We start from the raw sequence: 18,788 nt of genomic DNA on the forward strand, positions 1-18,788 counted from the left end.
ATGATGCCACGCTTGACCTTTTACATCCTCGATTTCTTATCAAACGCCAGATCGAGCATTTCCTGAGCATGCTGCAGCGTCTTCTCCGTAACCTCTACGCCGCCCAGCATTCGCGCCAACTCATGCATACGACCGACCTGCGGCAGATCATCTACATTCGTATAAGTGCGCTCCCCGTCCGTAGACTTATGTATCCGATAATGCGCGTCCGCCATGCAAGCGACCTGCGGCAGATGAGTAATCGAGAAAACCTGACATCCCCTGGAAAGCCTGGACATTTTCTCGGCAATCGCTTGAGCGGCCCGTCCGCTGACTCCGGTATCGACTTCGTCGAATACAAGTACCGGAATCCGGTCCATTCTTGCAAAAATCGATTTGAGCGCGAGCATCACCCGCGAAATTTCACCGCCTGAGGCAATCTTGCTGAGACTGCGCAGAGGCTCGCCGGGATTGGCCGAGATCAGAAACTCCACCTCGTCCGCTCCGTCGATGGTAAAATGATCGTCTCTGGACACGATTTGAACCTTGAACTGCGTACGTTCCATATGTAAGTCCCTGAGCTCCGCTACAATCTCCTGAGCCAGCTTGTCGGCCACTGTCTGCCGTCGATCGGTCAATCGCCGGGCCAAACTCCGCACCTGCTGCAGAGCCTCCTGCTCCTGCTTGTGCAGCTCTTGAAGCTTCTCATCCTTATTCTCGATCAAGTCGAGCTCACGCGTCACCTTGTCAAGATACTGCAAAATATCGTCGACGTTTTCGCCGTACTTTCTTTTTAAAGAAGCTATCGTATCCAGCCGCTGTTCGATGAAATCGAGGCGGACCGGGTTGAATTCGACCTCGTCGCGGTAATCGCGGATTTGGTAAGCGGCATCCTCCAGTTGATAAAAAGCGCTCTGCGCCTGCTCGGCCAAAGCCTTCAGCATATCAGGATCGAGGGCCGCTATTTCCTCCAGCTTTTGTACGGCTTTGCTTATGGCATCGAGCCCTTTGTTGCCGCCGTACAGCAAATCGTATGCGTCCGCAGCATTTTGGTATCGTTTTTCCGCATTTGATAGTTTGCGCTTTTCTTCTAATAATAATTCATCTTCATTGCGTTTTAATTTGGCCGAAGTGATTTCTTCGACCTGGAAACGGTACAAATCCATCATCTGCAGCGACTGCTTGCTCGTTTCTTCAAGCTCTTTGACCGTCCTGCGAATATCGGAGTAAATTTGAAAAGCTGCTTCGTAATCCCGCTTTGCCGGCGCAATCTCCTCGTCACCGAACAGGTCGAGCCAGCGAATATGCTCTTCTATATGGAATAAGGATTGATGTTCGTGCTGACCGTGAATATTCACCAGCCACTTTCCGATTTCTTTCAATCCCGATAAATTGACCAGATGGCCGTTGATCCGGCTGGTGCTTTTCCCTTGCAACGTAATCTCGCGGCGAATGATCAGATGCCCCTCGGAATCGGCTTCAATCCCGAGGGACGCCAATACCGCCCACACCGGATGCCCTTTATCGATGACGAACAGCGCTTCGATCGTCGCTTTGTCACTGCCGTAGCGAACCAAATCCGCAGAGCTTCGGCCGCCGGCCACAAGCGTGAGAGCATCGATAATAATCGACTTGCCCGCCCCCGTCTCCCCTGTCAGCACATGAAATCCTTTGCGAAAATGCAAATGGACAGCTTCGATAACCGCCAAATTGTGAATGGATATTTCTTGCAGCATTCCCATCTCTCCCGTTTAACTCAACATGGACAGTATTTGGTTTACTACCGTACCGCTCTGCTCCTTGTTGCGGCAAATAATCAGAATGGTGTCGTCACCGCAAATCGTTCCCATTATTTCGCTCCATTCGAGGCTGTCGATCAAAGCGCCGATGGCGTTGGCGGTTCCCGGCAGGCTCTTCATTACAACCAAATTTTCGGTGTAATCGATATGAACGAAATGATCGTTCAAAGCTCTTTTCAACCGATGCATCGGATTGTAGCGCTGATCTGCAGGAACGGAATATTTGTAACGCCCGTCATCCAGAGGCACCTTCATCAGATGAAGCTCCTTGATATCCCTGGAAATCGTCGCTTGCGTGACCGGAAATCCGGCCGCCCTCAGCTGCTCGACCAGCTCGTCCTGGGTTTCGATTTCGTTGTTCGTCACGATTTCCCGAATCTTTATGTGGCGTTGGCCTTTCATTGCTTACCTCCTAAGGAAAACTACCCTATTTCGTGAATAGCGGTCTCAGCTTATTTTATCTTCTTCCTCGTCATGTTCCAAATCCATCTCAAATACGAATTGCTTCACTTTCTGCTGCTGAAGATCAAGGTAAAGAACGCCGGATGTTTGGGGGTACAACAGCTGGTAGATCAGAAGATGATCCCGAACCGAGCTGCCGGTCATCTCCATAGGCTTGCGGTCTTTGGCGATTTTGGCCGCGTAGTATAAGCCATCGCGTTCGGCAAAGTAATCGATAAACAGGCGGCTTTGCAGTTGTTCTCCATCATCCACAACAATGTTCAGCGGCACCTTTTGCTTACCGCTTATAACCGAATATCCGCTTTGCTCCAGCAAACGGGTAGCCTCGTCTTCCGGAACGTCGTCCGCTCGCGGCAGCTCCTGCAATCCATACTCCACCGTCTCCCGCATCCGTCCCCGGACATAATAAAACAGCCAGGTTCCCAATACCAGTAAAATGAGAAAGATAATCAATCCATCTCCGCTTTGCATGGCATCCCTTCACCTCAAGGCATAGTATTCGAGACAAGCAATGAATTTCCTCCAAAACCAGCAAAAAAGCTCGGGTACACTGATCTTACCGTCCCGTCTTGGTGCGGCAAAACGAAATGAACCAAACACTTGTTCCTGTAAACAGATCATACCAGAACAAACGTTTGTAAATCAACCATTTTTTTAGACGGAACTGGTCAGTAATTCCAGGAGGAGCAGAAACTATAAAAAAAACTCATCATCCAGATGAGTTTTGAAGTTTCTGCGCATCGTCCACCACTTGCCGTATCCGCTCGTCCATATTTTCCGGCAGCGCCGAAGCTTCGTCCGTGTTCACGCGGAAATAAGCGAGAAATTCCACATTGCCTTCCCCGCCCTTAATCGGCGAGAACGTCAGCCCTTTCAGCACATAACCGTGATCGGCGGCAAAGCGCAAGGTCGATTGCAGCACCTCGGTATGAACTGCCGGCTCCCGAACGACGCCCGTCTTCGGCACTTTCTCGCGCCCTGCCTCGAATTGCGGTTTGATCAGAGCAACCACTTCCCCCCGCTCGGCCAATAGCAGCTTCAGCGGAGGAAGAATCAGCTTCAGCGAGATGAATGAAACGTCGATGGACGCGAAGCTGGGCTGCGGCCCTTTCAAATCGCCCGGCTGCATGAAGCGGAAGTTCGTCCGTTCCATGACGTTCACCTTCGGATTGCTGCGCAGCGACCAGTCCAGCTGATTGTAGCCGACGTCGACGGCATACACGTACGATGCGCCGTTCTGCAGCGCACAGTCGGTAAAACCTCCGGTAGACGCTCCGATATCGAGCATCGTCACGCCGGTGACGTCGATCTCGAACAGCTTCAGCGCTTTTTCCAGCTTGAGGCCGCCGCGGCTGACATAAGGATGTACGGCTCCTTTGACGACGATCTTCGCGGTTCTCGGAATTTTGGTTCCGGCTTTATCCAGGGGCTCGTCGTCGACCAGCACAAGACCGGCCATAATGGATGTTTTAGCCTTTTCCCGCGATTCGAAAAATCCCTGCTCTACGAGCAATATATCCAAACGTTCTTTATCTGCTGCCATTTGTTCAATTTCCTACTTTCCAGAAGTCAGGCATGCTGCCGTTTGCGCGGCATCAGCGCATGCACCTCGGTTACGACGCGTTCCGCCGTAAGTCCGACTTCTTTGCGCTGCTCCGGTACGGAGCCGTGCTCGACGAAATAATCGGGAATCCCGACAATTTTGATCTGTAATCCGTGCAAGCTGTGGCTCGAATAAAACTCCAGCACGCCGCCGCCGAAACCGCCCGCCTGCGAGCCTTCCTCCAGCGTAATGATCGGCAGATTTTCTTTGGCCAGTTGCAGCAGCATCGCTTCGTCCATAGGCTTGATGAATCTGGCGTTCACGACGCGAAGCTGGATGCCTTCTTTGGCAAGCTGCTCCGCCGCTTCCATTGCAACTTGAATCATCGGGCCCACGGCAAGCACGACCGCGCTGTCGCCCGCTCTAAGCACTTCCCACGTGCCGATAGGAATCGGACGCATCGTCTCCTCCATCGTCACGCCGAGGCCGGCTATACGCGGATAACGGACGGCGATCGGACCGTCATTGTAGTCGACCGCGGTCTTCATCATATGACGCAGCTCATTCTCGTCCTTCGGCATCATAAGCACCATGTTGGGAATGCTGCGCAAGTAAGCGATATCGTATACGCCTTGATGCGTTTCGCCGTCCGGACCGACGAAGCCGGCGCGGTCTATGGCGAAAATGACGTTTAAATTGGCACGGCAAATATCATGCACAACTTGGTCGTACGCTCTCTGCAGAAAGGTCGAATAGACGGCATACACCGGCTTCATTCCTTCGCTCGCAAGCGCCGCACACAAAGTAGCCGCATGCTGCTCGGCAATACCTACATCGATCATCCGTTTCGGGAATTTCTCGGCAAATTTCATTAAGCCCGATCCGCCGGGCATCGCAGGCGTTACTGCGACAATGCGCTCGTCCTGGCTTGCCAGCTCCATGATGGCGCCGCTGAACACCTCCGTATACATCGGAGGACCGACCGCTTTGAGCATTTGGCCGGATTCGATCTTGTACGGACTGGCCCCGTGCCAAGTGTGAGAATCTTTTTCCGCAGGGGTATAGCCCTTTCCTTTCAATGTCAGAACATGAACCATGACCGGGCCTTCGACTTTCTCGGCCTGCTTCAGCGTTTCCAGCATAAGCGGCAAATTGTTGCCGTCCACAGGTCCCAAATAAGTAAAGCCCAGCTCTTCGAACAACACGCCCGATACGACCATGTATTTCAAAGAATCCTTCAGCTTCTCCAGCGTTTTGGCCAGAGTGCCTCCGATCGCCGGAATCTTCTTGATCAAATATTCCACTTCTTCTTTTACTTTTACGTAGTTGCGGTCGGAGCGGATTTTGCCCAGGTAATTATGCAAAGCCCCGACATTCGGAGCAATGGACATTTCATTATCGTTCAAAATGACCATCAGATTCTTTTTCTCATGTCCGATATGATTCATTGCCTCAAGAGCCATACCGCCGGTCAGCGCGCCGTCGCCGATAATGGCAATGACGCGGTTATGCTCGCCCTTCAAATCGCGGGCCATCGCCATTCCCATCGCCGCGGACAGAGAGGTGCTGCTGTGTCCAGCCTCCCAGACGTCATGCTCGCTCTCGGAACGCTTGACAAAACCGCACATCCCTTTGTATTTACGCAGCGTATCGAACTTGTCCTTCCGGCCGGTAAACATTTTATGAACATAGGATTGATGCCCTACATCGAATATAAATTTGTCGTAGGGACTGTTAAACAAGTAGTGCAATGCGATAGTTAGCTCGACGACTCCAAGGTTAGACGAGAGATGTCCGCCGGTGACCGAAAGCTTCTCAACAAGAAACTGTCTGATCTCGGCAGCCAGCTGTTCCAGTTGCTCTATCGATAATCGCTTTAAGTCCTCAGGCTGATTGATTTGTTCGAGCAGCACGCTTGTTCCCTCGCTTTCCTTGTTTGGATTTTTTGCGTTTCGGATAAAACCATGTAATACCTAATCGATGCTCCAATATATATAAGAACTTCCCGATAATCAGCATGATCGCGGTAGAGTGATGCGCGGCGAGCGATTTGCCCATCGCTTTGCCTCCCGCCGTCAAGCCGGATACCAACGCTGTAAATAAGACGATAACCGCCGTCCTCGGCGCCTCGTCTCCAGCGCCCATTCCCGCCATCAGTTTGAAGATGACGAGCGCGCTGGCCGTTCCGCATACGACAGCGATAATATCCCCGATAACGCCGCTGCACACATAGGAGACTCTTTCGGCGTTTCGGGCTATTCGGGCGGCGTGTCTGGCGCCTCTGACCCGCTTGGAAGCCATCGCGTGAAAACGGGCTTCGCGAGCTGACGCCGCCGCCGTTCCGAGGATATCAAACGCAATTCCGACGCATATCAGAAGCAGGATACAGGCCATGCCGGCGCCCCAAGAAAGCCCTTCGAGCGCAATCGTCGAAGCCGTCGTTAACATACAGGCCGTGATGAAGGTTACCATGAATATAAAAATACTCCATCGGATGGAGTGAATAAAAGAAAACTTCATCTTTGGGTCGGACTCTCCTATTAGGTAAGTCGTGCCGTATGTACGAGTGGTAACTTCCTGAGTAAACGCTGCGGCTTAGGTCCAGTAGGTTTTCCCAAGCAGGACACCTCCAGCGTCGCCGCAGAGGCGGTTCCCCTTTACGCCCGCCTTGACGCCGTCGCCGGACGCCAGACTGGATTGCCACTTAGTCCGCACTTTAATCCCCAGAAAGTCTCGCCATGAAGCGAACAGTCTAGGAGCTTTCCTCGGGCGTCCCGGCCTTCCTGCAGCCTATAATGCCAAGCTGGATGCGTACGGCTTAACGGGGGGAGGGACCGACTAGAATACTGCACCACTCCCAAATACTGCCCCCATTATAACACACGAGTCAAGAAGCGCTCAAACGGAACATAGGCCGCTAGTACGACGGACCGGCCGTTTGCCGGACAAAATCGCTTCTTTTTAGCTAGTGGTCCCGGCTCATCATATAGTCCGCGATTTGCAGAAGCCGGTCTGGATACGGAAATCCCGCGTCGATGATAGCTTGCTTGCCCTGATCTGTCAGCTGAACGACCTTCTCTTTGGAAGCTTCGATCCCGACAAAGTAAGGATAAGTCACCTTGTGCTGCTTTTCGTCGCTGTTTACCGGCTTGCCGAGCTTCTCTTCATCGCCGATGACGTCAAGAATATCGTCCTGAATTTGGAAGGCGAGACCGATCTTTTCGCCGAATTTCTCCAGCGCCTGCAGCTGCTTCGGCGTCGCTCCTCCCAAATGGCCGCCTGCCTTTAAAGAGAATACGATCAGATCGCTCGTCTTATGCAGATGAATATACTCAAGCTGCTCCAGCCCGGTAATTCCCTGCTCTCCGAGCATATCGGCCGCTTGGCCGCCGACCATTCCCGCGGCTCCCGACAGCTTCGACAAATCCTCGACGATCTCTACGATTTGCTCCGCCGGGACGCCGTAAGCACGGTAAGACTGCACGATGGAATAGAACGCATGGGTCAGCAATCCGTCTCCGGCCAGAATGGCCATCGCTTCCCCGTACACTTTATGGTTCGTCAGCTTGCCTCTGCGGTAGTCGTCGTTGTCCATCGCAGGCAAGTCGTCGTGAATGAGCGAATACGTGTGGATCATCTCCACGGCACAGGCGACGGGGAGAGCCTCCTCCGAGCTTCCGTTCAGCGCTTCTACAGCCGCAAGCACCATGATCGGACGCAGCCTTTTGCCGCCGGCCATTAAAGAATACATCATGGATTCCCTCAAGCTGTCAGGAATGTTCCACACGGGCGGAAGAGATTCCAGCAGTTCGGATTCGATTAACGCCGCTTTTTGTTCTAAGTATTGCTTTATGGAACTGTCCGTAATCATCCTATGTCACCTTTCTCATCAGCGGGACTGAAAGGCTTCTTCACCAAGCCGCCTTCCTGTTCAAGCAATATTTCAATCTTGCGCTCGACCTGTTCGAGCTTTTGGCCGCACAGCTGCGATAGCTTCATCCCTTCCTGAAACAGCTCGATCGCCTGTTCCAAAGGAACATCGCCGCTCTCCAGCCGGGCCACAATCGTTTCCAGCTTATCCATCGCCTGCTCAAAGCTAGGCGTCGTTTCCGGTTGTGTCATTTTGCTTCTCCTCCATTGACCACACATGACAATCCACGCGTCCATCCATCAGTCTTACCTTTAAGACATCCCCGATCTGCACCTGCTGAATGGACTTCACCAGTTTTTTCTCGCCCTCGTCGTAGATCAATCCGTATCCGCGCTGCATCACCTTAAGCGGACTAAGCGCATCCAGATGGCGGATGACGGAAACGAGCTCCTGCTGCTTTTGTTTCCTCACCTGCTGTATCGTCGACTGCAATTGGCGTCCGGCGGCGTCAAGCCGTTTGCGGGCATAAATGACCTGCTCCTTCGGATTAAACGCGGACAAATGCTTGTCCGATCTCATCTTACGTTCCTGAAGCTTGGCCAATTTGCTGCGGAGCTGGAACACCAGCTGCTCTTTAGTACGGTCCAGACGCTCCATCGGTTGCACAAGCAGCTGCCTGCGGGGGTTCACCAGCACTTGCGATTTCTGCGCCCGCGTCAGCCGCTCTCTCCCCTGCTTAAGCCTGCTCGACAGCGCGCCGTACAGCTGCTGATTCAAGAAACCGAGCTGCTGCTTCAGCTCCATATGATGCGGAACCGCAAGTTCGGCTGCAGCCGTAGGCGTAGCCGCTCTCAGATCGGCCACAAAGTCGGAGATCGTAAAATCGGTTTCATGTCCGACCGCGGAAATCACCGGTATACCGGAGGCAAAAATAGCCCGCGCCACGCTCTCTTCATTAAATGCCCACAGTTCCTCCAACGAACCGCCGCCCCGTCCGACGATCAGCACGTCGACTTCATTCAGCGCGTTCATCGTTTCGATCGCCTTCACGATCGACGGAGCCGCCTGTTTCCCTTGCACCAGCACGGGATACAGCAGCACCGGCATATTGGGATGACGCCGCTGAAGCGTAATCATAATATCGCGCACAGCCGCTCCTGTAGGCGAAGTTATAACGCCGATCGCTTTCGGGAAACGGGGTATCGGCTTTTTCCTGGAGACGGCGAACAACCCTTCGCTCTCCAGCTTTTTCTTCAGCTGTTCAAAGGCCAAATACAGGCTGCCGATGCCGTCGGGCTGCATCTGCGACACATAAAACTGGTACTGCCCGTCGCGTTCATATACCGATACGTTGCCGCAGGCGAGCACTTTCGTGCCCTCTCGCGGAATGAAGGCGAGACGCTGGTTGTTCGAAGCGAACATGATGCTTTTCAAACGACTGTCTTTATCCTTCAACGTGAAGTACATATGCCCGCTGGAATGATGGGTGAAATTGGAGATTTCCCCTCTCACCCATACGTCCTGAAGCACATGATCGCTTTCCAGCTTCATTTTGATATATCGATTTAAATCTTTAATAGAAAATATTGGCTTTTCTTTCATCGTTTATACATTCGCTTGCAGCTGCGCCGCCGCGCGTTTGGCCGCTTCCAGCGTATTTTTCAGCAAAATGGTAATGGTCATCGGCCCTACGCAGCCGGGTACGGGAGTAATATAGCCCGCCGTCTCCAGCACGTCGTCGAAATCGACGTCACCCGCCAGCTTGCCGGTATCGAGCCGGTTAATTCCTACATCGATGACGATGGCTCCCGGCTTGACATGCTCCTTCTTCACCATTTTGGCTTTGCCCACCGCGGCAACCAAAATGTCCGCCTGACGGGTAATTTCCGCCAGATTAGGCGTTCTGGAATGGACGACGGTAACCGTCGCATGCTCTCTGAGCAGCAAAATCGCCATCGGCTTGCCCACGATATTGCTCCGGCCTATGACGACGGCATGCTTGCCGGCGATGTCTGTGCCGATATGCTTCAAAATTTCGATAACGCCAGCAGGCGTACACGGGGCCGGGCCTTCCTTGCCGATCATCAGATTGCCTACATTAACCGGGTGAAAGCAGTCCGCATCCTTGTGAACGGCGATTGCCTCGACGATTTTCTCCTCGGAAATATGCTTCGGCAGCGGAGACTGCACGAGAATGCCGTGGATTCGGTCGTTGACGTTCAATTGCCCGATAAGGGCGAGTACTTCCGATTCCGGAGTATCTCCCGGCAGCTTGTGCACTTCGGAATAAATGCCCGCTTCTTCGCAAGCCTTGGCTTTGTTGCGCACGTAAACATGAGAGGCCGGGTCGTCTCCGACGATAACTACCGCGAGGCCGGGCTGACAGCCCCCTTCCGTCAGACGCTCGACTTCCTCCTTGATTCGCGCCCGGTAAGCAGCGACGATTTCTTTTCCGTTAATGACTTGCGCTGTCATGATTTACAATCCCCTTCCCATATAATGTAAGGTAACGGTACGTCTATCCAGTGCTACAAGCTTTTGGACTTGATGGCGTCGAGCTCCTTGATCATTTTCCCCAATACGCCGTTAACGAATTTCCCCGACTCATCCGTTCCGAAATGCTTGGCCAATTCAATCGCTTCGTTCACGACCACCTTCGGCGGAACATCGTCGCGATATACCATTTCATAAGTCGCAAGCCGCAAAATTTCCCGGTCTACTTTGGACAGCCTGTCCATCTTGTAGCCCTTCAAATAGTCCATCAGCAGCTCGTCAATGCGTTCTTTGCGCGAAGCGGTGCCTTCCACCAGCTCTGCTATATCCTCGGCCGCGATGTTATCCTGGTCCTTGGTGAGCTGTCCTTCGTCCTCGGTTTGCGCTTCTTCCACCACATGGGCTATCGCTTCTTTGGAGCTGACTTCGTTCATTTCCATTTGGTACAGGCTTTGGAGCGCCAGTTCCCTTGCCAATCTTCTTCTCATTGCGTTTGTTTTCCTCCTAAGGGCTTTTCGAAGAAAAGCCTGCATCGTAAGCATTTACATCATAACCTATCCAGCAAACAAAAAAATCCTTGGATAGAACCAGGGATTTCATCTAAACAATCTCCATTTGTCCATTAACCAGCGCCACATTTCTTTTACGGGAACGGCCCGTTCGCCACGGTCCACTCTTTTCCCTATATGATAACAAGTATATACGATTAGGACAAAAATTAACATATGCCATAGACCGCAAATCAAGTAAATAAGTCCTAATACCGCTCCCAATAGGGTGAAGAGCGTTTTCCCTCTATGCGCCTCCCATAGTTGTTCCCACAGCCGAATCCACATCTGGGCGATCACCTCTATTCCACTCTACTTTTAAAAGTGGGGGATGCCTGCTGAATGTTAGCGATGAATACGGAAACGAGAGCTACGGGAATGCCGGTAATTTCTTCGATATGGGTTTTGATGCCGGCCTGCATCTCCTCCGTGAGCTGCGGTATCGAGCTCTCCCCGTCCACGATGGCGCGGATAATAATTTCCAGTCCCGCTTGGCTGACTCTGATGCGGGCTTTCAAATCCTTGACGCCGCGGGAACGCCGTGCCGCCTTCAAAGCCAAGTTTTCCACCGTCTCGATGGAAATGCGAATATCCCCGAAATCCGTACGCTGATCGATAGAAGGAACGTCGGCTTTGCCTCTGCGCACCGACACGAATAAAAAGCGTATGCTGATAAGCGCGACGATGACGGCCAGCGCAATAAAGATCAGCGCCGTATCCATATCGTAATAAACGCTATGTATGAAAGATATGGCGGTTTCATAAGAAATCCATCCGAATGCGCCTACAAGCAAAAATCCGCATCCGATCAAAATAGCCAGGCTAAACAAAAAAAGCAGCAGTCTGTCGATAACTTTGATCACACAACCGGACTCCTTCCAATTAGAGGAAACCCCCTTGCAGGTTGAAGGGGGTTTGCCAAGTGCATATTTACGTGTCTACTTGACTCTGGTAGGCGTTACCTCAACCTCTTCCACTTTGTCCGCACCCTTGAAAATGACATCATGAATGTGCACATTCACTTGAACGACGCTGAGTCCCGTCATGGATTCAATCGCATGTTTCACATTTTGCTGCACACCGGAAGCAACTTCAGGTATTCTCGTGCCGAACTCGATGACTATGGAGACGTCAATCGCCGCTTCTCTCTGGCCTACATCGACCTTTACGCCCTTGGACATGTTTTTGCGGCCCAGCAGCTCGGCGATGCCGCCTGCGAATCCGCCGCTCATCCCCGCCACGCCCGGAACCTCGATCGTTGCCATTCCGGCAATAATTTCGATGACCTCGGGGGCAATTTGAATCGTGCCCATATCAGTCTTTTCATAATCGGCAGCAATCATTGTCATAAAAGGAACCTCCTTGGAAGTTTTGCGGTTGCAAACCATGCTCCGCAAACGCCGGCAAACCGATGACCGGATAAGTATCCGACTCTCCCGGCTAGTTCATCAATCAATCGGCGCTTACTTAATGCATATGCGTCATTTCACAAAACTTGTCTTATCGTAACTATACCATTATCCAAAAAATATGACAAATAACGGTTTTAAGAATTCGGATCGTTCACATCATGCTCTTCGAGGAACTTGATGTCGAAGTCGCCCGCTATAAATTTCTTATGCTCAAGCAGCTTCAAATGAAACGGAATCGTAGAATGAATCCCTTCGATCGTAAATTCCGAAAGCGCCCGTTTCATCCGCTGAATCGCTTCCCCGCGATCTTTGCCCCAAACGATGAGCTTCGCGATCATCGAGTCGTAATGCGGCGATATCGTGTATCCCGGATACGCGGCGCTGTCGACGCGGACGCCGAATCCGCCCGGCGGCAAATAAAACTGGATTTGTCCAGCGGACGGCATAAAATTGCGCGTCGAGTCTTCGGCGTTAATTCTGCATTCGATCGCCCAGCCGTCGATTTTGACCTCGTCCTGAGTAAAGGACAGCGGCTCACCTTCGGCTACGTGGATCATCTCTTTAATAATATCGATTCCGGTAATCAGCTCGGTAACCGGATGCTCTACCTGGATGCGCGTATTCATTTCCATGAAATAAAACTGCCCGTCCGGGCCGAGCAAAAATTCAAGCGTTCCCGCTCCCGAATATTGCACGGCTTTGGCCGCGCGTACCGCCGCTTCGCCCATCGCAGCGCGGGTTTCCGGCGTTAAGACCGGACAAGGAGCTTCCTCTACCAGCTTCTGGCGTCTGCGCTGCACGGAGCAGTCGCGCTCGCCCAAATGCACGACGTTGCCGTGCTTATCGGCAAGAATTTGAATTTCCACGTGCTTCATGCCGGTCAAATATTTTTCCAAATAGACGCCAGCGTTGCCGAAAGCCTTCTGGGCTTCCTGCTGAGCCGTCGTAATTTGCTGGATCAGCATTTCTTCGTTGTCGGCGATTCGGATTCCCTTGCCGCCGCCTCCGGCCGTCGCTTTAATGATCACGGGATAACCGATCTCGCGTCCGAGACGAATCGCATCCTCCATGTCCTCCACAAGCCCGTCGGAGCCTGGGATGACCGGTACGTTCGCTTCCTTCATCGTCTGTTTGGCTACCGATTTGTCGCCCATGCGGCTGATCGCGTCGGCCGATGGTCCGATAAAGGTAATATTGCAGCTCTCGCAAATGTCCGCAAAGTCGGCGTTCTCCGCCAAAAATCCATACCCCGGATGAATGGCGTCGGTCTCGGTCAGAGTCGCTACGCTCAAAATATTGGTCAAATTCAAATAGCTGTCCTTGGACAAAGTCGGTCCGATGCAGTATGCCTCGTCCGCGAGGCGAACATGCAGCGCTTCACGATCCGCTTCGGAATAGACCGCGACGGTGGAAATGCCGAGCTCTTGACAAGCCCGGATGATCCGTACGGCGATTTCACCGCGGTTAGCTACTAATATTTTTTGAAACTTCAATGGGTTCTCCTCCTGAGAGCTTTGCGTTAGCAAAGCTTTCTTCGTAAGCACTCGCTTTTGAGTTTTGCTGAAAGCAAAACTGACTTCGTAAGCATTTGCTGAGCTTTGCGTTAGCAAAGCTTTCTTCGTAAGCACTCGCTTTTGAGTTTTGCTGAAAGCAAAACTGACTTCGTAAGCATTTGCTGAGCTTTGCGTTAGCAAAGCTTTCTTCGTAAGCACTCGCTTTTGAGTTTTGCTTAGTGCATTATTCCGGCTTCACCAGGAATAACGGCTGGCCGTATTCCACAAGCTGCCCGTTCTCAACCAGCACTTCTACGATTTCGCCTTTGATTTCGGCTTCGATCTCGTTCATCAGCTTCATCGCTTCGATAATGCAAACGACCGTTTTCTCTTTCACCGCGCTGCCTTTGGATACGAAGGCCGACGCGCCTGGAGACGGGGCTTCGTAGAACGTACCGACCATCGGAGAAACGATCGTATGTAAGCCAGCGTCTACATTGGCCGCTTTTCCGGCAGCAGAGGCCGTAGCCGCTTCCGCTGCAGGGGCTTGTACCGCCGGCTGTTGTACGGACGCTTGTCCGATAACCGGAGCGTAAGCAGATTGAACCGGAGCTGCAGCTACAACAACCGATTCCGTTTTATTTGGTTTACGAATCAAAAGGCGGGAGCCTTCGCTTTCAATTTCTAACTCTTGTAAAGAGGTTTGATCGATAAGTTTGATCAATTCCTTGATTTCGCTTAGTTTAAACACAAGATTCACTCCTTCAGACATTGGTGAAACAACGACGTTGTTATTATATCATAAAGTTTGTCCAAGGAAAGAGTTTCTTGGAACATCGCCTGAATGCGACTTTTATCGACAAGCTTGAGGCCGCTTCCCGTCCGCCGTTAGCAATCCGATCTTACTCTTCAGGAGATTCACCCGGAGGAGGCGCGATTCAATTGGCAAAACAGCAAGAGCCCGGCGCCTGGCCGGACTCTCGCAACCTGCTTATTTCGGTTCTTTTGCCCGCTTACGGGATATATTGCACGACGACTTTGTCGGGGCCGACGTTCATTTCCTGCATGACTTTGTCGACGATGCTGACGGCTTGACTTTTTTCCAGCTTCGTGCTTTGTACGGTCACTTTCCATTTGGAGCCTTCTTCGGTGATGACCGCTTGCGGGAAGTCCTTCATCAAGCTTTCTTCGAGATCGCTGACTTTAGCCGAGTTTTCTTCGATTTTTTTCAGCTCTGTAGCCGCATTGGCCGCCGCTTCCGCCGTTTGCTTCGTATCGGACAAAATCGTTACCCATTTCTCGGACTGTTTCGCCAAATCTTCGTCGCGCTTCAGCCCCAGACTAATGAAATAATCGGTTCCGGATTTGGCTTGCGTTTGAACCTGCTGCAAAACTTTGGCGTCGGCCGCGCTCACTTGCTCTTCGTTAGCTTTGCTTGTCGCCTGCGGGTCGGCTTTGGCGTCCTGCTTGGCACCGGTATCCGCATTCGTTTTGGCATCGGTGGACGTTTCGGCTTTGGCGCCGCTTGCTTTTGCATCCGTCTTCGTCGAATCCGTCGTTTGCTGCTTGCCGGCCGGAGCCGCCGCATCGGTCTTGACATCTGTTTGAGCGCCGGATTTGGCGTCTGCGGCAGGCTGTTTGCCGTTCAAATCATTCGTATTGACGACGATTTCTTTGGCCGAAGGATCGGTTACAGTGCTTTCTGCGGCAAAATCAAGCTTGTTGACATCCTCTGTGAACAAATAGTAGGCAGATAATACGACCATCAGGCTGAGCATGGATACTAACCAAATTGTTTGTCTTTTCGTATTCATTGTAAATCCTCCTTGATTTGGTTTATATTTGGATAATTATTGTTTGCGAGGCAAAATCGATATTTTGTTGGCAGGAACGTCAAGGCCTCGTTCGACCGCTTCCGTGATCATTTTTTTCACCGTCAAATTTTCCGCGCCTCTGGCGACGACCAAGACACCCCTTATTTTGGGCTTAATATATTTGAGCACGAGCGGCTGCTTGCCGTTAGACACTTCGTAGAGAACAACCTCGCCGCTTCGCGTTACATCGGTGACATGGCGCGTGGCGCCGTGCTGATCTTTCTCGTCGGTCACCTGCTGCGATTCTTTCGTATTCCGTTCGACTGCGACCTCCTCCGTCGAATCGATCGTAACCAGTACTTCCACGTCGCCTACCCCGACGATTTTGGATAAAATCTCTTTTAACTGCGATTCATACGCATCCTCGTATTCCCGAAACGCGGTGCGTTCCTTGCTGCTCCCGGAGGCGAACGCCGGCTGCGACTGCGGTTGCGGCGACGCCCTCCCCTCATTAATGGGATCGACATCCTTCACGGTAATATAAGTATTGAGTATCATAAACGCCGCACCCGCAAGTCCCATCAACAGCAGCCAGCGGAAGGTCTTGACCCGCTTCGTCCCGTTAGGTCCTCCGCCCAGCCATTTTTCCATCCATTTCATAAAACTGCCCAATCGGCTCACCTCCTTATTGCAAACCGGTATTTCACGATTTCGTTTTATTTGCAGCCACTTCGACGGCAATGCGGTCAAGCGGCACCTGCCATTCTTTATTTAGCGCCATTCGAATTTTCGTCCGCTGCTGCTCGTAATCCTCGCTCCCGTCAGAGCTTGCGGGGGTATCGCTCGCCGCAGCCGGGCTTCCGGGGCCGATCTGGATCGTTACAGGCTTTACCGGCTCAATCTGCACCGGTTTCACCGGCTCTTTCGACGTCCCCGCGGAAGAGGCTTGCCGCTGCGCCGCTTCCTTGTCCGCAGGGACTGCGTTTACGCTGACGCTCATGATTTGGAGTTGGCCCGAGCTGTCTTTGCCCGTCTCGACTTTGATGCTTTGTACGGTGACCTCTCCTGTCGTCCGCTCGATGGACTTCTTCATCAAATCTTCGATCTGCTGCTCCATAATCCGCTGCGACTGCTCTTCCTGCCGATTTTTCAAATCCTCGGCTTGCTGCTGGATCGTTCCAAGAGACGCCATCTGCTGCGTCCCGCCTTGCACCGGTCCCGATGCCAGGAGACTCCCGCTCCGGGAGGTCATTGAATTCATCGCGTCGGCCAGCAGCTGGTCGATCGAAGCATTTTTTTGCACGATGGAAAACAGCGGCTGCAGCAGCATCAACAGAATGAACAGACTCATGACCGTCTTGACGTAGCGCTGCATCGACTGGGTGGGCAGCAGGATGTCCACGAACGTGGCAAGCAAGATAACGACGATAATGGATTTGAGCAAGCCGCCTAACCATTCCAAGATCAACGCCCCTCTCTGGCTTCGTTAACGATTCAGCGCATCATGACCGATAAATTGCCCGCCGTGATCAAAATCGTGATCGCCAGAAAAAACATCAGCCCTACGACCGCCAAGGCGGCGAATACGTAGATCAAGCTTTTGCCGATCGTTTCCAGACATGCGATCATCGGATTGTCTCCAAGCGGCTGCAGCACCGCGGCGGACAGGTTGTATATCAAGGCGAGAGCCATTATTTTCAACGCCGGGAACGCGCAGAGCATCAGGATGATGACGACGCCCGCCAGTCCGATCGCATTCTTGACGAGCAGCGAAGCGCCGATTACCGTCTCCGATGCATCGGAGAACATCCGTCCCACTACAGGGACAAAATTGCCCGCAATATATTTGGCCGTTCGGATGGTCACCCCGTCGGCTACGGCGCTGCCTGCGCCCCTGACGGAGATGACCCCCAAGAATACCGTGACGAACATTCCGAGACACCCCAGGCTGATCGTTCTTAACAGATTGGCAAGCTGTGTCACTTTATATTTGTCCGATAACGAGCTGACGATGTGAAGCACGCTTGAGAAGAACAACAGCGGGAACACGACCAAATATATTGCGGTCCCTACAGCATGAACCATGAACACGATGAGCGGATGGAGCACCGATACGGATACGACATTCCCCATCGAAGCGAGCAGCGTCAGTAAAATCGGAATCACCGCCACCATAAAATGAATCATCTCCGAGATGGCATTGTTCGCATAGCCGATGGCGACGCTGAAGCTGTTGACGGCCATGATCATCAGGACCATGAAGCAGATAGCGTAGGCTACCTTGCTGACCGTATTTTTTTCAAAGGAGCTCTGCAACGTTTCGAGCAGCATGCTGAAGATCGTCAGGACGACTATGGCGGCCAGCAGCTTGCCGTTATACAGCAGCTCGTGAAAGAAGTAGCGGAAGATGCCGGAAAAAATAGAGCCGATGCCGATATCCTTACCGCCCGTCAAGAGCTCCATAAACGTTGGCGTCTTGTTGTCGGGGAAATATCCGCCGTATTGCTTCATCAGTTGATTCCAGTACTGTTCCACTTGATCCGTATTCAGCCGCTCCGCCTGCTCCTTGACAATCTGCTGCACCGGCGTGGAGCTTGCGCTTGCCGCCGAGCTCTCTTTGGCCGAAGCCAAAGCGCACGTTAAGCTTGAAAGCAGCAGGATCATCAAAATGATACGGAAGGCTCCCCTGCCGTGCCCTCTGCTGACGGAAGTCCATTGTCGCTGCATCATTAGGCTTCATCTCCTGGCACGTATACTTTAAGCGGGCAACAGCTTGACTACGGTCTCAATGATGACGGATACGATCGGTATGGCCATGACCATAATCAATATTTTTCCGGATAATTCAATCTTGGAGGCGATCGATTCCTGTCCGGCATCGCGGACGATTTGCGCTCCGAACTCGGCTATATAGGCGATACCGATGATCTTCAATATCGTTTTCAGAAAGATCATGTTGATGTGCGCATTGTTCGCCAAATCCTCCAGCACTTTAATAACGGAGGCGATCTTTCCGATCAGAAACAAGAAGATGACGATTCCGGTAAATGCGGCCAGCAGAAAGGCGAACATCGGCTTTTGCTCTTTGATGATGAGAATCAGCACGGTAGCGATGAGGCCCAGTCCGACGATTTGTATAATCTCCACGGTTTGCTTCACCTGCGCCTACTGGAATAAGAAGATGGTCTTGATTTCCTTAAAGAGACTGTCGAGAAGGCTGACTACCATAAACAGAACGACGACAAAACCGATGACTGTAACCCAATGCGCCATATCTTCTTTCCCCATTTGTTTGAGGACGGTGTGAATCATCGCGATAATTATTCCGATTCCGGCAATCTGAAATATCGCGTTTACATCTACGTTCATTCGTG

22 protein-coding genes are annotated in these 18,788 nt (G+C 52.2%); all 22 read right to left on the bottom strand.

What is annotated here, in order from left to right; all coding sequences use genetic code 11:
* Positions 1-20: 20 nt before the first annotated feature.
* Positions 21-1,715, bottom strand: a complete 1,695-nt coding sequence (gene recN, locus SK3146_RS06050; RefSeq protein ID WP_249864235.1) for a DNA repair protein RecN — start codon at positions 1,713-1,715, stop codon at positions 21-23.
* A 15-nt stretch (positions 1,716-1,730) separates the two neighbouring features.
* A complete protein-coding gene (gene ahrC, locus SK3146_RS06055) occupies positions 1,731-2,180 on the bottom strand; it encodes a transcriptional regulator AhrC/ArgR (RefSeq protein WP_249864236.1) in 450 nt (149 codons plus the stop codon).
* A 45-nt stretch (positions 2,181-2,225) separates the two neighbouring features.
* Entirely contained in the window at positions 2,226-2,711 is a 486-nt protein-coding gene (locus tag SK3146_RS06060; protein ID WP_249864237.1) for a hypothetical protein, read from the bottom strand.
* A gap of 238 nt (positions 2,712-2,949) precedes the next feature.
* Positions 2,950-3,783 (bottom strand): TlyA family RNA methyltransferase, encoded by an 834-nt coding sequence (locus tag SK3146_RS06065; protein WP_249864238.1) that lies wholly within the window; start codon positions 3,781-3,783, stop codon positions 2,950-2,952.
* A gap of 26 nt (positions 3,784-3,809) precedes the next feature.
* Positions 3,810-5,696 carry a 1-deoxy-D-xylulose-5-phosphate synthase gene (gene dxs / locus SK3146_RS06070; protein ID WP_249864239.1) on the bottom strand — a complete coding sequence of 629 codons (1,887 nt, stop codon included), beginning with the start codon at positions 5,694-5,696 and terminating at the stop codon, positions 3,810-3,812.
* Positions 5,668-6,303, bottom strand: a complete 636-nt coding sequence (locus tag SK3146_RS06075) for a CNNM metal transporter family protein (RefSeq protein WP_249864240.1) — start codon at positions 6,301-6,303, stop codon at positions 5,668-5,670. Before SK3146_RS06075 ends, dxs begins: the two co-directional genes overlap by 29 nt.
* 445 nt (positions 6,304-6,748) lie before the next feature.
* Positions 6,749-7,654: a polyprenyl synthetase family protein gene (locus SK3146_RS06080; RefSeq protein WP_249864241.1), complete on the bottom strand. Its 906-nt coding sequence runs from the start codon at positions 7,652-7,654 to the stop codon at positions 6,749-6,751.
* Complete coding sequence (gene xseB, locus SK3146_RS06085) at positions 7,651-7,905, bottom strand: exodeoxyribonuclease VII small subunit (RefSeq protein WP_249864242.1); 255 nt, start codon at positions 7,903-7,905, stop codon at positions 7,651-7,653. Before xseB ends, SK3146_RS06080 begins: the two co-directional genes overlap by 4 nt.
* Complete coding sequence (gene xseA / locus SK3146_RS06090) at positions 7,880-9,256, bottom strand: exodeoxyribonuclease VII large subunit (RefSeq protein ID WP_249864243.1); 1,377 nt, start codon at positions 9,254-9,256, stop codon at positions 7,880-7,882. Before xseA ends, xseB begins: the two co-directional genes overlap by 26 nt.
* Before the next feature lie 3 nt (positions 9,257-9,259).
* Positions 9,260-10,129, bottom strand: coding sequence for a bifunctional methylenetetrahydrofolate dehydrogenase/methenyltetrahydrofolate cyclohydrolase FolD (folD, locus tag SK3146_RS06095; RefSeq protein WP_249864244.1), 870 nt, complete (start codon positions 10,127-10,129; stop codon positions 9,260-9,262).
* A gap of 53 nt (positions 10,130-10,182) precedes the next feature.
* A complete protein-coding gene (gene nusB / locus SK3146_RS06100; protein ID WP_249864245.1) occupies positions 10,183-10,635 on the bottom strand; it encodes a transcription antitermination factor NusB in 453 nt (150 codons plus the stop codon).
* A gap of 108 nt (positions 10,636-10,743) precedes the next feature.
* Positions 10,744-10,983, bottom strand: coding sequence for a DUF2273 domain-containing protein (locus SK3146_RS06105; RefSeq protein WP_249864246.1), 240 nt, complete (start codon positions 10,981-10,983; stop codon positions 10,744-10,746).
* A gap of 14 nt (positions 10,984-10,997) precedes the next feature.
* The gene (gene amaP / locus SK3146_RS06110; RefSeq protein ID WP_249864247.1) at positions 10,998-11,558 is read right to left on the bottom strand and encodes an alkaline shock response membrane anchor protein AmaP; all 561 of its coding nucleotides are present in this window, start codon (positions 11,556-11,558) and stop codon (positions 10,998-11,000) included.
* A gap of 75 nt (positions 11,559-11,633) precedes the next feature.
* The gene (locus SK3146_RS06115) at positions 11,634-12,044 is read right to left on the bottom strand and encodes an Asp23/Gls24 family envelope stress response protein (RefSeq protein ID WP_249864248.1); all 411 of its coding nucleotides are present in this window, start codon (positions 12,042-12,044) and stop codon (positions 11,634-11,636) included.
* A 197-nt stretch (positions 12,045-12,241) separates the two neighbouring features.
* Positions 12,242-13,600 (bottom strand): acetyl-CoA carboxylase biotin carboxylase subunit, encoded by a 1,359-nt coding sequence (gene accC, locus SK3146_RS06120; RefSeq protein ID WP_249864249.1) that lies wholly within the window; start codon positions 13,598-13,600, stop codon positions 12,242-12,244.
* Positions 13,601-13,844: 244 nt separating this feature from the next.
* Entirely contained in the window at positions 13,845-14,351 is a 507-nt protein-coding gene (gene accB / locus SK3146_RS06125) for an acetyl-CoA carboxylase biotin carboxyl carrier protein (RefSeq protein WP_249864250.1), read from the bottom strand.
* A 262-nt stretch (positions 14,352-14,613) separates the two neighbouring features.
* Positions 14,614-15,414 carry a SpoIIIAH-like family protein gene (locus SK3146_RS06130; RefSeq protein WP_249864251.1) on the bottom strand — a complete coding sequence of 267 codons (801 nt, stop codon included), beginning with the start codon at positions 15,412-15,414 and terminating at the stop codon, positions 14,614-14,616.
* A 36-nt stretch (positions 15,415-15,450) separates the two neighbouring features.
* Complete coding sequence (spoIIIAG, locus tag SK3146_RS06135; protein ID WP_434006890.1) at positions 15,451-16,065, bottom strand: stage III sporulation protein AG; 615 nt, start codon at positions 16,063-16,065, stop codon at positions 15,451-15,453.
* Positions 16,066-16,117: 52 nt separating this feature from the next.
* Positions 16,118-16,876, bottom strand: coding sequence for a stage III sporulation protein AF (locus SK3146_RS06140; RefSeq protein WP_249864253.1), 759 nt, complete (start codon positions 16,874-16,876; stop codon positions 16,118-16,120).
* 32 nt (positions 16,877-16,908) lie between these two features.
* On the bottom strand, positions 16,909-18,141 hold the full coding sequence (gene spoIIIAE, locus SK3146_RS06145; RefSeq protein ID WP_249866195.1) for a stage III sporulation protein AE: 1,233 nt from the start codon (positions 18,139-18,141) through the stop codon (positions 16,909-16,911).
* Between the two features lie 30 nt (positions 18,142-18,171).
* Entirely contained in the window at positions 18,172-18,561 is a 390-nt protein-coding gene (spoIIIAD, locus tag SK3146_RS06150; RefSeq protein ID WP_249866196.1) for a stage III sporulation protein AD, read from the bottom strand.
* Between the two features lie 18 nt (positions 18,562-18,579).
* Entirely contained in the window at positions 18,580-18,783 is a 204-nt protein-coding gene (spoIIIAC, locus tag SK3146_RS06155; protein ID WP_089199203.1) for a stage III sporulation protein AC, read from the bottom strand.
* Between the last annotated feature and the right edge of the window lie 5 nt (positions 18,784-18,788).

Source organism: Paenibacillus konkukensis (genome assembly GCF_023523925.1).
Taxonomy (GTDB): Bacteria; Bacillota; Bacilli; order Paenibacillales; family NBRC-103111; genus Paenibacillus_S; species Paenibacillus_S doosanensis.

Excerpts from the sequence above, each read along its gene's own strand:
- SK3146_RS06075 (WP_249864240.1), bottom strand. The coding sequence starts at position 6,303 with ATGAAGTTTTCTTTTATTCACTCCATCCGATGGAGTATTTTTATATTC.
- ahrC (WP_249864236.1), bottom strand. The coding sequence starts at position 2,180 with ATGAAAGGCCAACGCCACATAAAGATTCGGGAAATCGTGACGAACAAC.
- SK3146_RS06105 (WP_249864246.1), bottom strand. The coding sequence starts at position 10,983 with ATGTGGATTCGGCTGTGGGAACAACTATGGGAGGCGCATAGAGGGAAA.
- SK3146_RS06065 (WP_249864238.1), bottom strand. The coding sequence starts at position 3,783 with ATGGCAGCAGATAAAGAACGTTTGGATATATTGCTCGTAGAGCAGGGA.
- spoIIIAE (WP_249866195.1), bottom strand. The coding sequence starts at position 18,141 with ATGCAGCGACAATGGACTTCCGTCAGCAGAGGGCACGGCAGGGGAGCC.
- SK3146_RS06130 (WP_249864251.1), bottom strand. The coding sequence starts at position 15,414 with ATGAATACGAAAAGACAAACAATTTGGTTAGTATCCATGCTCAGCCTG.
- folD (WP_249864244.1), bottom strand. The coding sequence starts at position 10,129 with ATGACAGCGCAAGTCATTAACGGAAAAGAAATCGTCGCTGCTTACCGG.
- xseB (WP_249864242.1), bottom strand. The coding sequence starts at position 7,905 with ATGACACAACCGGAAACGACGCCTAGCTTTGAGCAGGCGATGGATAAG.
- recN (WP_249864235.1), bottom strand. The coding sequence starts at position 1,715 with ATGCTGCAAGAAATATCCATTCACAATTTGGCGGTTATCGAAGCTGTC.
- xseA (WP_249864243.1), bottom strand. The coding sequence starts at position 9,256 with ATGAAAGAAAAGCCAATATTTTCTATTAAAGATTTAAATCGATATATC.
- SK3146_RS06060 (WP_249864237.1), bottom strand. The coding sequence starts at position 2,711 with ATGCAAAGCGGAGATGGATTGATTATCTTTCTCATTTTACTGGTATTG.
- spoIIIAG (WP_434006890.1), bottom strand. The coding sequence starts at position 16,065 with ATGGAAAAATGGCTGGGCGGAGGACCTAACGGGACGAAGCGGGTCAAG.
- SK3146_RS06080 (WP_249864241.1), bottom strand. The coding sequence starts at position 7,654 with ATGATTACGGACAGTTCCATAAAGCAATACTTAGAACAAAAAGCGGCG.
- nusB (WP_249864245.1), bottom strand. The coding sequence starts at position 10,635 with ATGAGAAGAAGATTGGCAAGGGAACTGGCGCTCCAAAGCCTGTACCAA.
- SK3146_RS06115 (WP_249864248.1), bottom strand. The coding sequence starts at position 12,044 with ATGACAATGATTGCTGCCGATTATGAAAAGACTGATATGGGCACGATT.
- spoIIIAC (WP_089199203.1), bottom strand. The coding sequence starts at position 18,783 with ATGAACGTAGATGTAAACGCGATATTTCAGATTGCCGGAATCGGAATA.